11 protein-coding genes are annotated in these 14,637 nt (G+C 65.6%); 4 read left to right on the forward strand and 7 right to left on the reverse strand.

Annotated elements, in window-relative coordinates; all coding sequences use genetic code 11:
- Window positions 1-9: 9 nt before the first annotated feature.
- Together ilvA and C3E77_RS10195 are read right to left on the reverse strand one after the other, a co-directional pair.
- The gene (gene ilvA / locus C3E77_RS10190) at window positions 10-1,251 is read right to left on the reverse strand and encodes a threonine ammonia-lyase (RefSeq protein WP_108391537.1); all 1,242 of its coding nucleotides are present in this window, start codon (window positions 1,249-1,251) and stop codon (window positions 10-12) included.
- Window positions 1,244-2,635 carry an AI-2E family transporter gene (locus C3E77_RS10195; protein WP_234031183.1) on the reverse strand — a complete coding sequence of 464 codons (1,392 nt, stop codon included), beginning with the start codon at window positions 2,633-2,635 and terminating at the stop codon, window positions 1,244-1,246. Before C3E77_RS10195 ends, ilvA begins: the two co-directional genes overlap by 8 nt.
- Before the next feature lie 76 nt (window positions 2,636-2,711).
- Here C3E77_RS10195 and C3E77_RS10200 point away from each other — a divergent pair, with 76 nt between their 5' ends.
- Window positions 2,712-3,947, forward strand: a complete 1,236-nt coding sequence (locus tag C3E77_RS10200) for a winged helix-turn-helix domain-containing protein (protein WP_108393250.1) — start codon at window positions 2,712-2,714, stop codon at window positions 3,945-3,947.
- A gap of 102 nt (window positions 3,948-4,049) precedes the next feature.
- A complete protein-coding gene (locus C3E77_RS10205; RefSeq protein ID WP_146188067.1) occupies window positions 4,050-5,375 on the forward strand; it encodes a zinc ribbon domain-containing protein in 1,326 nt (441 codons plus the stop codon).
- Between the two features lie 66 nt (window positions 5,376-5,441).
- Here the strand turns inward: C3E77_RS10205 and C3E77_RS10210 are convergent, their stop codons facing one another.
- The 4 genes from C3E77_RS10210 to C3E77_RS10225 form a co-directional block, all read right to left on the reverse strand.
- Window positions 5,442-6,326, reverse strand: a complete 885-nt coding sequence (locus C3E77_RS10210) for a M48 family metallopeptidase (RefSeq protein WP_108391540.1) — start codon at window positions 6,324-6,326, stop codon at window positions 5,442-5,444.
- Between the two features lie 87 nt (window positions 6,327-6,413).
- Window positions 6,414-6,980: a LemA family protein gene (locus C3E77_RS10215; protein ID WP_108391541.1), complete on the reverse strand. Its 567-nt coding sequence runs from the start codon at window positions 6,978-6,980 to the stop codon at window positions 6,414-6,416.
- Window positions 6,981-7,103: 123 nt separating this feature from the next.
- Window positions 7,104-8,417 carry an FAD-linked oxidoreductase, L-gulonolactone oxidase family gene (locus C3E77_RS10220; protein ID WP_108391542.1) on the reverse strand — a complete coding sequence of 438 codons (1,314 nt, stop codon included), beginning with the start codon at window positions 8,415-8,417 and terminating at the stop codon, window positions 7,104-7,106.
- Complete coding sequence (locus C3E77_RS10225) at window positions 8,414-9,664, reverse strand: amino acid deaminase/aldolase (protein ID WP_108391543.1); 1,251 nt, start codon at window positions 9,662-9,664, stop codon at window positions 8,414-8,416. Before C3E77_RS10225 ends, C3E77_RS10220 begins: the two co-directional genes overlap by 4 nt.
- A 225-nt stretch (window positions 9,665-9,889) precedes the next feature.
- Here C3E77_RS10225 and C3E77_RS10230 point away from each other — a divergent pair, with 225 nt between their 5' ends.
- Both C3E77_RS10230 and C3E77_RS10235 read left to right on the forward strand, forming a co-directional pair.
- Window positions 9,890-11,944 (forward strand): Ig-like domain-containing protein, encoded by a 2,055-nt coding sequence (locus tag C3E77_RS10230; protein ID WP_108391544.1) that lies wholly within the window; start codon window positions 9,890-9,892, stop codon window positions 11,942-11,944.
- Between the two features lie 65 nt (window positions 11,945-12,009).
- Complete coding sequence (locus tag C3E77_RS10235; protein ID WP_108391545.1) at window positions 12,010-13,707, forward strand: bifunctional 3'-5' exonuclease/DNA polymerase; 1,698 nt, start codon at window positions 12,010-12,012, stop codon at window positions 13,705-13,707.
- Between the two features lie 7 nt (window positions 13,708-13,714).
- On the opposite strand, the gene C3E77_RS10240 is transcribed toward C3E77_RS10235, so the two are convergent.
- On the reverse strand, window positions 13,715-14,554 hold the full coding sequence (locus C3E77_RS10240; RefSeq protein WP_162924975.1) for a class I SAM-dependent methyltransferase: 840 nt from the start codon (window positions 14,552-14,554) through the stop codon (window positions 13,715-13,717).
- Window positions 14,555-14,637 lie beyond the last annotated feature (83 nt).

The raw sequence follows: 14,637 nt of genomic DNA on the forward strand, positions 1-14,637 counted from the left end.
TTGTGCGTTTCAGTCCTCGACGATGTGCGGGTCGTACCCAGCGGCGCGGAGCGTCTCCACGACGAGGTCGCGGTGCTCAGGGCCCCTGGTCTCGACGCTGAGTTCGAGTTCAACCTCGCCGATCTTCAGCCCGTGGCCGTGGCGGGTGTGCAGAACCTCGATGACGTTTGCATTGGCCTGTGCAACCAGTTCGGAGGTGCGCGCGAGCTGGCCGGGACGGTCAGGCAGCGGGATCCGAAGCGTCAGGTAGCGATCGGATGCCGCGAGGCCGTGGCTGATGACGCTCTGCATCAGCAGTGGGTCGATGTTGCCGCCGGAGAGCACGACGACGGTGGGGCCCTCCGGTGCCACCTTTCCGGCGAGGATGGCCGCGACCCCCGCTGCACCAGCCGGCTCGACAACGAGCTTGGCCCGCTCGAGGAGCACAAGCAGGGCCTTCGCCATGTCATCTTCGCTGACCGTCACGATCTCATCGACGAGTTCGCGGATCAGGTCGAAGTTGAGGATGCCGGGTCTGCCGACGGCGATACCGTCAGCGATGGTCGGCGTGATCGCCACGTCGACGGGGTAGCCCGCCTCGAGCGAAGCGGGATAGGCCGAGGCGTTGGCTGCCTGCACGCCGATCACCCGGACGGTCCTGCCCTCGGCTGCAGCACGCTGCTTGACCGCAGCGGCGACCCCGGAGATGAGCCCGCCCCCTCCGATCGGAACGATCACCGTCTGCACGTCGGGGGTTTCGTCGTAGATCTCGAGTCCGAGCGTGCCCTGCCCGGTGATGACATCGATGTGGTCGTACGGCGGGATGAAGACCGCGCCGGTTTCGACAGCGTATTCGGCTGCGGCGAGCAGCGGTTCCGCGACGGTGTGGCCACGGAGGACGACCTCGGCGCCGTAGCTCTTGGTCGCCTGCAACTTGGGCAGCGGAACCCCGACCGGCATGAAGATCGTCGCCGCGATCCCGAGTTCGCGTGCGGCGAAGGCGACGCCCTGCGCGTGGTTGCCCGCGGAAGCCGCGACCACTCCCCTGGCCTTCTCCTCATCGGAAAGCTGCGCCATCCGGTTATACGCTCCCCGGATCTTGTACGAACCGGTCCTCTGGAGGTTCTCACACTTGAGATAGACCGGAGCCCCGAGCAATTCAGCGAGGTAGCGGGAACTCTCCATCGGTGTCTGGTCGGCGACCCGGCTGACGAGCCGTCTGGCCGTCTCCAGCTGTTCGAGTGTTGGACCAGCGAGGGAGGTTTCAGGCATCCGGGTCGACCTTGTCTGTCGTTTTGTGCTGCGAAGGGGCGGGAGAGAGCGAGACACGGCCGGCGCGCGGTTTCCGGATCCGGCGGGCAGCCGGAACCGTCTGCCAGAGCACATCGCTGAAGACCAGTGGCGTGCCAGAGGTGATTCGCCACGCCCCCGAGGAGATGTATCGCGTCATCACATTGATCATGGCGGCCAGCGGAACCGCGAAAAGGGCACCGGGGATACCGGCAAGGAAACTGCCGGCGGCGACGACGAGGACGACACCGAGCGGGTGGACCTTGACAGCGGCGCCCATGAGAAGCGGCTGGAGCACGTGCCCCTCGAGCTGCTGCACCAGCAGGACGACGCCGATCATGATCAGCGCGACCACCCAGCCGTTGTAGACGAGCGCGATGAACGCGGCGATCGTCCCCGTGATGACGGCACCAACGATCGGGACGAACGACCCAAGGAAGACCAGTACGGCGATGGGGATGGCGAGGGGCACACCGAGGATCGCTGCGCCGAGACCGATTCCGAACGCGTCGATCGATGCCACGAGGATCTGCGTGCGCGCGTAGTTCGTGAGGGTGGACCACCCCGCCCTGCCCGCGCCGTCGATCGCCGGCCTGGCCTTCTTCGGCCCGAGCCGCACAATCCAGCGCCAGATGCCGTCGCCGTCGATGAGTACGAAGAGCAGGCAGAACAGCGCGAGGAACAACCCCGCGACGCCGTGTCCGAGCGTTGTACCGATCGAAAGCGCGCCACTCCACAGAGCACTGCCATCCTCCTGCACGCTTCGCGTGACATCCGAGATCAGATCGTTGAGCTGCGTCTCGGTGATGCCGAAGGGAGACTGAAGGAGAGCCGTTCGCAGGTCGTTGAACGACTCGACAGTGCGGGTGCGTACCTCGCGGAAATCCCTCGTGATCTGCCAGATTGCCAGCCAGAGCAGACCGCCGACAACGGCTATCGCGCCGAGGATCGCCGTCGCGATCGCGAGGCCGCGTGGCCACCGGTGGCGAACGAGCAATGTGATGAGCGGACTGAGCAGTGCCGCGACGATGACCGCGATGAAAAGCGGAATGACGATGAGCCGCAGCTGGATGACGACGAGAACCACCACAGCGATAGCCGCGGCGATTACGAGGAACCGCCACGCCCATGCGGCCGCTATCCGGACCGGGCGAGGGACGTCGTTATCGTCGGTATTGTCTGCCTCGAGCTCGTCCGCCAGGACCAGCGATGTTTCGTCCTGCGGGGCAGCTGCCTGCGCGCTGGCGGGGCTATCGGCAGAGTCCGCAACGGGCTCGGCCACCGCCTCTGCCGCGCTCCCCGCTGGCACTGCGGATACCCGTGAGAACACTCGTCCCCACCACGATTCCTCCGTCGACTTTGCCACCGGATCAGTCTATGCCGCTCGGCTTTCCGTGGGAGGAATGCGACAGCTGTCTGTGCTAACCGCTAACCTCATGCCGATGACGAACTCGCTCTCACCTTCGCTAGCCCGCCGGATCGCTCTCGCCGCCCAGGGGTTCGGTCGCCCGCGGCCCGCAGTCGTCGGCACGCGCCAGCTCAACGCGGCGATCGAGCGCGCTGAGGTTCTCCAGATCGACTCCGTCAACGTCTTCGAACGCAGCCACTACCTTCCGCTGTTCGCGCGGCTCGGCGCGTACGACAAACAAGCGCTCGATCGGCTCACCTTTCGGCCAGGGCGCTACATCGAGTACTGGGGCCACGAGGCGACGGTGATGCCCGTGGAATCCTGGCCGCTGTTCCGCTGGCGGATGGACGCCTTTCGGGCTCGGAGCCTGACAGATCCCGACAGCTGGGCAAACGCCAACGGGCCGTTCCTCGACTGGCTCCGCTGCGAGCTGGCGGACAAGGGGCCGCTCGCGGCGAGCGAGATTGAGCACGACGCGAACCGGCGAACCGGACCGTGGTGGGGCTGGTCTGACGTGAAAATCGGGCTCGAAACACTGTTCCGCTGGGGCGAAATCGTCTCGGCCGGTCGTTCCGGCTTCGAGCGAAGGTACGCGCTTGCGACACAGATCCTGCCCCAGAGCATCCTCGACCGTGACGTCAGCCGCGGCGACGCCATCCGTGAGCTCGTGCGGAAGGGTGCCGCCGCCCACGGTGTCGGAACCCTGGACGATATCGCCGACTATTTCCGGCTGCCTCTCGCCGATGCGAAGACTGCGGTCGCCGAACTCGAGGACGCGGGCGATCTGGTTCCCGTCACCGTCCCTGGCTGGATGCGCGGAACACAGCCGCGCCAGGCCTGGCTCGCGAGTACGGCACGCCGCCCGAGGTCGATCACAGCGGATGCCCTGCTCTCCCCGTTCGACCCGGTGGTCTGGGCACGGCCGCGGGCAGAGCGACTGTTCGGGTTCCACTACCGGATCGAGATCTACACCCCGAAACACAAGCGCGTCCACGGCTATTACGTGCTCCCTGTCCTCCTCGACGACACCATCGCCGCGCGAGTCGACCTCAAGAACGACCGCCAGGCGAAGACGCTTCGCGTTCAGGCGGCCTGGCTCGAGCCCGGCGCGCCGACCGATACGGCAGACCGGCTGGCCGCCCTGATCACCGAAACTGCCCGCTGGCAGGGTGCCGATCAGGTCACCGTCGCCGACCGTGGCACCCTATCTGGGGGTCTCGCGAGCGCACTCCGCGTAGCTGTCAGGCCAGATGGGGACAACTCCCCATAAAATCGCGTGTTTTCGCGCTCAAACCGGCCATTGGACCACTCGCACTGGTGTTAGGTTTGCTTCGATCACACTCCGACGAAAGGCAGCACTTTCCCAATGGTCATGGACGACAAGACACCAGATTCTCACGGGGGCGACAGCTCGGTGCCGAATGGGAACACCCCAAACGCACCACAGCAGCCGACGGACGGCACCGCGGCCAACCCCTCGAACCAGGCGTACACCGAAGGCCAGACCTACGCCCAGAACGCGTACGGCCAGGCGCCGGGACAGCCAGCGGCCGCATCCGCAGCGCCCACACCGCCGTACGGCCAGGGCGACCCGAACGCGTCCGCACCGCAGCAGCCCTATGGACAGGGCACTGGCCAGGGCGGGTTCCCCCAGCCCGGTGCGTACGGCGGACAGGGTGGAGGCTCCTTCCCCCCGAGCAGCCCTCGTCCACCGGCAGACCCCAAGAAGAAGAAGAAGATCATCCTCTTCAGCGCCATCGCTGCTGGACTGGTTCTCCTGCTCATCATCGCGATCGTTGTGATCAACATGGTCAACAAGAACCAGTACGGTCCAGAGGCGACCGTCAAGAGCTACCTGACCGCGATCAGCCAGGGCAAGGCCTCGACGGCCAATAAGCTCGTCGACCCGGGAGTCAAGAAGGACGCAGCAGCCCTTCTCTCCGACGACGTTCTCAAGGAGTCGAAGGCTCTGATGAAGAACCCCAAGGTCGTTGATGTCAGCACCCGTGGGGACTCCGCGGACGTGGAGATCAGCTACAGCATCGATGGAACCGCATATGACGGCGTCGTGCAGCTCAGCAAGGACGGCAAGCAGGGCGTCTTCTTCGACAAGTGGACGATCGACAAGCCGCTGCTCGCCTCGGTCTACGTCTACACCAACGAGGGCGAAATGGTCTCGGTCAACGGTACCGACGTCAACTTCGGTAAGAAGTACGAACTTCTCGCCTACCCGGCGGCGTACGAGATCGGCGCACCGGAGAGCAGCTTCTTCGAAGCTGAGGCACAGACGTTCGTCGCAGCCACCGGCTCGAAGGCATCCTACGACTCGATCGACCTCGAACTGAAGCCGACCGAGGAGCTGAACGCGGCGGTCCAGGAGAAGGTCAACGAGTACCTCGACACCTGCGCAACGCAGACTGTTCCCGATCCGGAAAACTGCAACCTGCGCAGCCTGTACTACTTCGACTTCAGCGGTGAGCCGACCTTCTCGTACAAGGTCGACAAGTACCCGGTGGTCACGGTCGATGAGTCCGGCGCGTACTTCACCGCCAAGGAAGGCAAGGTCACCGGAACCGCAACGGGCGAGCTCGCTTACCCGGGCGGCCAGGGAACCTTCATCTACCCGTGGGAAGACTGGGCGATCAACGGCAGCATCGTCATCGATGGAGACGAAATCACCATCGAGGACCTCTACTAGTCACCAGCACCAAGAAACAACCGGGGCGAGCCGAAAGGCTCGCCCCGGTTTTTTGTGCGGGTGGCGCTAGAACCCGCCGCCGATCTCGCGGAGCCTGGCGACACGGTCCGCAATCGGCGGATGCGTCGAGAACAGACGCTCGACCCTGCTCGGCTTCGCCGGGTCGGCGATCCACAGGTGTGCCATTGACGTGTTTTGACGCCTCATCGGCCGGCCGTACGCCTCAAGTTTCTGAAGAGCGCTCGCGAGGGCATCCGGATGCCGCGTCGTCAGCGCCGCTGTCGCGTCGGCGAGGTACTCGCGCTGGCGCGAGACAGCGAGCTGGACAAGGCTCGCCAGCAACGGAGCCACGATCATGGCGACGAGACCGAAGATCAGCACTATCGGGTTACCGCCCGAGTTGTTGTTTCGGTTGCCGCCACCGAACCAGGCGAGACGCAGGAACATATCGGCGATGAAGCCAACAGCAACGACGAGACCGAAGACGATCATCGACACCCTGATGTCGTAGTTGCGCACGTGCCCGAGCTCGTGGGCCATGACGCCCTCGAGTTCTGAATCGGTCAGAATCTCGAGCAGCCCCGTCGTCGCGGCCACCGACGCGTGTTCCGGGTCGCGCCCGGTGGCAAAGGCATTCGGTGCCGGGTCGTCGATGAGATAGACCTTCGGCATCGGTGACCCCGTCGTGATCGCGAGGTTCTCCACGATTCGGTAAAGCCGCGGGTTGTCCCTCTTCTCGATCTCGCGGCCCCCGCTCATGGCGATGGTCTGACTCGCCGCGAAGAAGTACTGGAAGACGGCATACAGCGTCGCACCGACGAGCGTCATTACCGTGATGCTCGGGCTGTTGTACACATACCCGGCCAGGGCTCCGAGTCCGCCGATGATCAGCAGGAAGAACAGGATGATGAGCACGGTGTTCACCTTGTTCTTACGGATGGCCCTGTACATTCAGTGTCCTTTCAACGGATACAACAAAGGCTCGAGCGCGCAGCTAGTGCCGCGCCCGAGCCCCTGTGAGGATAAAGTCTTGCTTCGCTAGAACTGCACGCGCGGCGGCTCGGCGATCGCTGCGTTGTCCGTGACCTCGAAGAACTCGCGTTCGCTGAATCCGAGGTTCTTTGCGATGAGGTTGTTCGGGAAGACCTTGATCTTCGTGTTAAGTTCGCGAACGCCACCGTTGTAGAACCGGCGCGATGCCTGGATCTTGTCTTCGGTGTCGACGAGCTCGCCCTGGAGCTGCAGGTAGTTCTGGCTGGCCTGCAACTGCGGGTAGGCCTCTGCCACGGCAAAGATCGACTTGAGCGCCTGCTGCATGTGGTTCTCAGCGGCGGACGCGTCGTGCGGACCCTGCGCAGACAGCGTCTCGGCCCTCGCGCGCGTCACGTTCTCGAAGACAGCCTTCTCGTGTGCCGCGTACCCCTTGACCGATTCGATCAGGTTGGGGATGAGGTCGGCACGGCGCTTGAGCTGGACGGTGATGTCGCTCCACGCCTCGTCAACGCGTACGTTCAGAGACACCAGTGAGTTGTAGGTGACCCAAAAGTAGATGCCGACGATAACCGCCAGCGCGACGATGATGAGTACAGGAATGAGCCATTCCATGCGTGTGCTCCTAAGGGGTTGCTAGCGGTTCGAAACTCGACGTGTCCTTCTATTCTACGGGTGAGCACCGCTGGTGATCCCGATGATTATCCCTGTTTCAGGGCAAACGCTCGGCAGGGACGTTCAGATGCCGAGCACCCTCTCCAGATACTGGTTGCTGAACAAGCGACGCGGGTCAAGCCGATCACGCGCCGCAAGAAAGTCACCGAAGTGCGGATAGATCTCAGCGAGATCCGCGGCATCCTGCGTATGGATCTTTCCCCAGTGCGGTCGTCCACCGTATCCGCGGAGGATCGACTCGACCGCGGAAAAATAGGCCGACGACCGCTCGCGATAGTACTTATGCACGGCGATGTAGCCCGTCGCCCTGCCGTATGCCGTCGACAACCACAGGTCGTCTGCCGCAGCAAAGCGCACCTCGAGAGGAAAGCTGATCCGCCAACCCTTCTGTTCAATGAGCGCCTCGATGTCGCGGACCGCCGCTGGGACGAGCTCCGCGGGGATGCCGTATTCCATTTCGCGAAACTTGACGGTCCGCCTGGTCGTGAACACACGGTGCGAAACGTCGGTGAATGTCCGGTTACCGGTGAGCTTGTCAGCGAGAAGATTCACGCGAGGGATGATGGCTGGCACGACGACGGCCGTCGCGCAGGTCACGCGATAGACACCGTTTGCCAATACTGTGTCGTCCACGAACCGCGATACGCGGCCGAGCGGCTTGGGCTTCGTCCCGAATGGCAGGCGGGTGTTGGTTTTGGTCAGAGCCGTCCGGGTGTGCGGAAACCAGTAAAACTCGAAGTGGTCGGCGGCCGCCGCCCGGTCGAGCACGGTGTCGAGCACGTCGTCGAGCGGCTCAGGCTGCTCCACCGCGTGCAGCACGAAGCGCGGGACACACTGGATCGTGACCTCGGCGATGATGCCGAGAGCGCCGAGACCGAGCGCGACGCCGGGCAACAGGTCAGCGTGAGATTCGCGACTGATCTCGAGCAGGTCGCCCGATGCCGTCACCATCACCACACCGCGCACCTGGCCGGCAATGCCGCCGAATCCCGCGCCGGTGCCGTGCGTGCCGGTGGAGATGGCACCGCTGATGCTCTGCGCGGCGATGTCGCCGAGGTTCTCCATCGCCAGTCCGTACGGCGCGAGCAGCCTCGGGATGTCATGCAGCCGCGTCCCCGCGAAGAGGGTGACGAGCCCGTCGGCCGTCGGCTCTCCGCTCAGCCCGCTGAGGTCCTCGAGTTCGAGCTGGATGCCGGGAGCGACGGCTATTCCTGTGAAGGAATGCCCCGCTCCGATCGCCTTGATCCGAATCCCGCTCCCGGCGGCAGCTCTCACAGCGCGCTGCAGCGCGGCGGTCGTGCGCGGCCTCTCTACTCGCAGTGGCATGACCTTCTCGGTGCGTGCCCAGTTGTGCCACATGGCTCCGGTTGCTGTCACAGGAAGGCCTTCCCTTCGCCCCGGTAGGTGGGCAGCGTGTCGATGATCGCTCCGCCGTCGACGACGGAGAAGGCGTTGAGATGTTCGCTCAGCTCCCCCGATTTGGTGTGTCGGAACCACACCCGGTCGCCGGGGCGCAGCGCTGCCGCGTGGCGCCCGACCAACGGCGTCTGGACCTCACCCGCCATCTCGCGCGGAACCATGGTGAGCCCCTCGGGCCAGACAGGCCGCGGGAGGCGGTCGCGCCCTGGTGGCCCTGAGGCGACCCATCCCCCTCCGAGCAGGGTTGCTGTGTCTTCCCTCGGTTTCCGCACGACGGACAGCGCAAAGCTCGCGGCGGGCGCTGGATTGAAGTTCCGGTAGTCGTCGAAGAGGTGACCGCCGAACAGCCCGGATCCTGCCGCGATCTCCGTGACCGAGTCGTCGGCGCTCGTCGATTCAAGCGAGCCGGTCCCTCCCCCATTGACGAACTCGAGGTCGGCAACGCGTCGAACCGCCGCGACCGCCTCGGCACGACGTTCGGTGAGCTCGCTGATCGACCGTCGCTTCAGCCACCGCATTCCGGCTGAGCGGGCATTCCGCGATGGCACACTGTCGACGAGTCCGGCGATCTGAGCTTCGTACGCCATCATGCCGACGAGCTCGAAGCCCGGCCGGCTGACGATGACGCGCGCGAAGCGCTCAGCATCCGCCGCGGTGTAAATCGGCGAGCGCAAGACCCCGACGGTGCCGAGCGGGCCCTCCGTCCGCCACGCGACATCGAACTCGAGGCACACCCGGATACGAGCACGCGCGTTCGGGGGAAGGCAGGCATCGATGAAATCCAGCTGTTCAACGGAGTCCACCATGAGCGTGATCCGTTCGGCGAGCCTCTCATCCGATGCGAGCAACCTGAGAGCCTGCCTGTCCATCGTCGGATACCCGACAACGACGTCGTCAATGTCATCGGCGAGCCAGATCGCCTCTGGGAGGGTGAAGGCGAGCACACCGCGATACCCCTCGGTCGCGAGGAGTGAATCAATGACCGAACGGACGCGAACGGACTTGGTGGCCACCCTGATCGGCTTTCCGCCTGCGCGACGGATCATGTCGTGTGCGTTAAACCGCAGCGCACCGAGGTGGAGCGCACCAAGCGGCGTCTCGACCGATGTCGTCGCAGCGTCGAGTTCAGGCCAGAACAGGTCGGGGGTGAGCCAGGGAGCGGGCGAACTCTCTGCTCGCCCGTTGGCAGAGAGTGTTATCGCCATCTGTATCCTCCACGTCATACCCAGTATGACGACCCCGGCAAACCGAAGGCGGCAGAATCTGAGAAAGGCCCTCCAATTGGGTGTGGCGCGGTTGACTTGTCGTCGCAACCGGCTTCAAATGGGACGAAGGTGGGGATCTTTTCAGCAACACAGCAATCGGGGGGCTCGTCGGCGTTGTCGACAGGGCTGCCTCGGCGATCCCGACGCGCTGGGCCCGGACGACTCGTGGCAACAATCGTCGCGTCGCTCACCCTGTCGCTCTTCGCCGCGCTCAGCCCGTCGTCCGCCTTCGCGGAGCCGGCACCGCCCGCTCCCTCACCGCCGGCCGAAGCCGCCCCGGTCACACTCATCTCCCCGGTTGACGGTCAGTTCATTGATTCTGTCCCGTTCACCGTGACCGGCACCAAAGCTGCTGGGTCGAGCATCCAGCTTCACACCGGTGACAGCGGTAACCCCGTCTGCATCGTTCGCGCAGACGACTTGACTACCTTCTCCTGCACCGTTGCCTCGATCCCGCAGGGACCAGGGGTACGGCTGACCGCGGTCCAGCTGATGACCGGGTTCGAACCATCGTCAGCGAGCGCCCCCGTCCGGGTGCTGCTGCCCCCGACGATCGACTCACGCAGCCCGGAAGTCTCGAGTGGGTTGCTCCAGGGTTCGGGTTACCCTGGCGCGACAGTGACCGTCCGCACTCCGGATGGACGAAGCTGGACGGCGCCGGTGTCGAGCGGAGGAAGCTGGGCATACATGCTTCCGGCCGAGATCCCGAGCGGTGTGCTGCGACTGAGCGCTACCCAGTCGGCCCAGTTCAACGGCTCCGTCGAGTCCGCGCCCAGCGATTCCCTCAGAGTCACGCTGGATCGCGACGCGCCCCCAGCTCCCGTAATAACCACGCCGGCCGCTGGCGCGAGCCTCCCGACCGGAGCGACTGCGTACGCGGGTACCGGCGAAACGGGAGCGACGGTCACGGTATTCGCCGTGACGGCATCCGGAACCGACGTCGTGCTCTGCGCCGACGTCCTCGTCTCTGCCGGGCAGTGGAGCTGCACCGGCGCCGCGCTGCCGGACGGCAGCGCAACGATCACGGCGTACCAGCGCGATGCCGCATCGAACACGGGCGCCGGGTCTCCTCCGCTGACGGTGTCGTTCGGGCAGGCGGCGTCGACGCCCTCGCATTCGCGGCCACCGGCAAGCGCGCCAGCGGAGAGCCCCACCCCCGCGCCGGTCGCACCAGTGCCGTCTACCGCGCCGACTGAATCCAGCGCAATACCCGACCGGGCACCAGCCCCCGAAGGGCTGTGGGCAGACCAGACGCCATTCACTACGGCGGTGAGAGGCGCGATCGGCCCCGGAACCGACCTCACCTGGCTCCGCGCCGTCCTTCTCGCCATCCTGGCCATCGGCCTCCTGCTGATTCCCGCGCGCATGCTCGCGACGACGCTGACGAGGGGGCGCTCGCACGGGAACGAGAGCACCGCGGCTCGCGGTCCGCTCACCGGACGAAACCGTACGCCGACCGACGATGACCCCGATCCCCTCCTGCGGTCGCCGGGGGCCCGAGCCAGGACCATCGTCGCCCTCAGCGTTGCCGGCGCGATCGTGCTCTTCGCCCGCCCCGTCGACGGGCAACCGGTCTACCTGCGCGTGTTCGTGGCATCCGTCCTGGCACTGGTCATCGTCAACGCGGCTGCCACCTGGGTCCCCGTACGATTCGCGGCCTGGCGACAACTCGGCAGTCCCTCCCAGCGCCTGTCGCTTCTCGCCTTTCCCGTCATCGCCGCGCTCGCGCTGGTTTCCAGAGTGGCCGAGCTTCAGCCAGCGTTCCTGTTCGGCCTCTTGTTCGTCGTCGGGTTGCAGAACGGAAGCCAGCGGGACCGCGGGCAACTGGGCCTCGCCCGGATCGCTGCGGTCTTCGCGACGGGCCTCGTGGCCTGGCTGGCAACAACGCTGATCGGCACACCCGTTGGTTTCGCGGGGTCATTCGCGGCAGAACTCGTCAATATCGTTGCGATGACCGCGCTCGGTTCGGCGGCGATCATGATGGTTCCGCTTGGCGACCTGAGTGGTCGAGCCGTCCTCAACTGGTCGCGTCCGGCCTGGTTCGCGAGTGCGCTCGTTGTCTTCACCGTGCTGTTCGCGTTCCTCAGTCCGACGCTCGATGCGTGGCAGGAGCAGGTCGCTGCGATCGCTGTCGTCGTGGTCCTCCTCACCTTCGGGGCCGTCGGCATTTCGCTCTGGCTGTGGCGACGGGTCGTCACACCCAACCTCTCCGCCAGCTGACCCCTCCTCGTGCGGTTGCACACCCTGCGACGGTCCACGTCAGCGGTTACCGGCAGAATGAGATCATGTTCATCGTGCTCGGCGGGTCCCCCACCGGTCGGGTGACCCTCACCGAACTCGATTCCTCGGGCACGAGGGTGAGCGCGGTGTCACTGTCTCGCGACGAGTTCATCCCCGAAGTTATGCGGCGAGAAAAGAGCCGCCCCCGCTGGGTGTGGGAAGACACCGCGCTCTGGTATCCGGTGCTGCTGAACGCGGGCATCACCGTCGAGCGCTGTCACGATCTCCGGTTGTGTCACGGAATCCTTCGCCGAGCTGAGGCGGCGCGTGAGACCGACCTCGCCCGCGGGCCGTCGAATGCCTGGGACGAGTCACCGGCCGAACAGGTCGTCCTGGGCACGACGCTCTTCGACGACATGACCGACCTCGCCGATGCATCAGACGAGCCCGGCGATTCAACGGGTCGTAACGCGCTGGCGGAGTTCGCACTGCAGCGTGCGGCCCTCGACGCAATAGCCGAAACCGAACCGCCGGCCGCGGCCAGACTGCAACTCCTTCTCGCCGCAGAATCGAGCGGAGCGCTGATTGCAGAGGAGATGAGGGAACGGGGGTTGCCCTGGCGCACCGATGTTCACGACCGGGCGCTGACGGAACTTCTCGGTCCCCGACCTCTGTTTGGTGGGCGCCCCGAGAAGCTTGAGACCCTCTCCGACACCATCCGCACGCTCCTGGAGTCCCCCAGCCTCAACCCCGACTCGCAACAGGACCTTCTGCGCGCCCTCAAACGCGCGGGTCTTTCGGTCACGAGCACGAGCAAGTGGGAACTTCGCTCGCAGAAGCATCCGGTGGTGGAACCACTGCTCGAATACAAGAAGCTCTCACGGTTGAACTCCGCCAACGGATGGGCGTGGATGGACGCCTGGGTACGAAACGGGCGATTCCACCCCGAATACGTGGTCGGCGGTGTCGTCACCGGCCGCTGGGCGACCCGGGGCGGCGGCGCTCTGCAGCTACCGGCACAGGTCCGGGGCGCGGTGATGGCCGACGATGGATGGACCCTCGTGGTTGCGGATGCCGCGCAGCTCGAACCACGAATCATCGCCGCGATGTCACGCGACGAGAAGATGGCCGCGGCTGGCCGCCAGGGCGACCTCTACCAGGGACTCGTCGACGCCGGGGTCGTCGACACGAGGGCCAATGCGAAGCTCGCGATGCTCGGTGCGCTCTACGGCGCAACCACGGGCGAGAGCGCACGGTTGATGCCGAGGCTCATGCGAGCGTACCCGCTGGCGATCGGACTGGTGGAACACGCCGCCCGATCCGGTGAACGCGGCGACCAGGTGAGTACCTGGCTCGGCCGCAGTTCGCCGCACCCCGGTGCCGACTGGCAGGCCGCGCAGCGCGCAGCGACCGAGAGCGAGTCCGGCGCGGCCGATGAGCGGCGCGCCCGGCAGCTGGCGAGAGACTGGGGCAGGTTCACCCGCAACTTCGTCGCACAGGGCACGGCCGCGGAGTGGGCGCTCTGCTGGATTGCGGGACTTCGCATCCGTCTTCGCGCACTGGCCGACGAACGCGGCGAACCTCACCTCGCATTCTTCCTCCACGACGAAGTAATCGTGCACAGCCCGGCACACCTGGCCGACGCGGTTGCGGATGCCATCACCTCCGCTGCGGAAGACTCCGGCCGCCTGCTCTTCGGCAGCTTTCCGGTGAACTTCGCCCTGACCGTAATCGCAGTCTCGAGCTACGACCAGGCGAAGTAGCCGTCGTTCACGACTTCGTGAACAGGATCTCCATCGGCGCGAGCACACCAGCCTGCATCGCGGTAAGCAAGTTTCCCACCCGCCTCCCGGCATCCGGTCCGAGCACGAGCGGGAGCCCGAGCCGGGGCGGCCCCGGTGCGTCCACGCCCTGTGCTGCGGCCCTCTGCATCTTCGTCAGAAACTCGATGCCGAGCGCACGCCGATCCCGTCTGGCACCCACACCGAAGCCGGCGGCCTGCCCCAATTCGCTGTACGACTCCGGTGCCGCGAGGAACGAGATGGCGGCATCCGACGCCCAGGGCTGCGGATAGGTCACATCACCCTCGCTCGTGCGCATGACATCGAAGACAGCGAGCACGCCCCCGCGCTTCAGCACACGGAACGCCTCGGCGAAGAGCTGGCCCTTATCGTCGATGTTCATCCCGACGTGAAGAAGCGTGGCCCGGTCGAAGACCTCCACCTCGAACGGAAGGGCGAGCGCGCTTGCCCTCAGGAACGTCACCTCGTCGCCGAGCCCGCAGCGCGCGGTCAACGAGATCGCTGTTCGAACGAATTCCTCGGTGACATCCACCCCGACGACCTCCGCCCCGAACTGCGAGGCGAAGAGCCGAGCCGGCCCGCCGATGCCGCACCCGACATCGAGCACACTCATCCCTCGGGCGACACCGGCGGCCTCTGCAAGCTCATGTGCCGCTACGGCGCCCCCGACGTGCAACTCGTCAACCGAAGACAGGTCACCAGGTTCTAAGCGGTCGGGATCGAAGCCAGCTTCACGCAGAGCCTCGAGGATGACGTCTTCGAGCCGGCCCGAACTGTAGTGCCCCACTACCGCCGCTTCGATGTCCACGCTCGCCTCCTCGCGATCTGGTGCGCGTGAGTCTACGCCGGGCACCGCGTGTGCGCACGGGGCGCACATGCCCGGTTCTGAAG

It is taken from the genome of Mycetocola zhujimingii, from assembly GCF_003065425.1.
In the GTDB taxonomy this organism is placed as follows: domain Bacteria; phylum Actinomycetota; class Actinomycetes; order Actinomycetales; family Microbacteriaceae; genus Mycetocola_A; species Mycetocola_A zhujimingii.

What these genes read in the sequence shown, in the direction of transcription:
- C3E77_RS10210 (WP_108391540.1), bottom strand. Translation starts at nt 6,326, where the DNA reads ATGTACAGGGCCATCCGTAAGAACAAGGTGAACACCGTGCTCATCATC.
- C3E77_RS10200 (WP_108393250.1), top strand. Translation starts at nt 2,712, where the DNA reads ATGACGAACTCGCTCTCACCTTCGCTAGCCCGCCGGATCGCTCTCGCC.
- ilvA (WP_108391537.1), bottom strand. Translation starts at nt 1,251, where the DNA reads ATGCCTGAAACCTCCCTCGCTGGTCCAACACTCGAACAGCTGGAGACG.
- C3E77_RS10215 (WP_108391541.1), bottom strand. Translation starts at nt 6,980, where the DNA reads ATGGAATGGCTCATTCCTGTACTCATCATCGTCGCGCTGGCGGTTATC.
- C3E77_RS10205 (WP_146188067.1), top strand. Translation starts at nt 4,050, where the DNA reads ATGGACGACAAGACACCAGATTCTCACGGGGGCGACAGCTCGGTGCCG.
- C3E77_RS10235 (WP_108391545.1), top strand. Translation starts at nt 12,010, where the DNA reads ATGTTCATCGTGCTCGGCGGGTCCCCCACCGGTCGGGTGACCCTCACC.
- C3E77_RS10225 (WP_108391543.1), bottom strand. Translation starts at nt 9,664, where the DNA reads ATGGCGATAACACTCTCTGCCAACGGGCGAGCAGAGAGTTCGCCCGCT.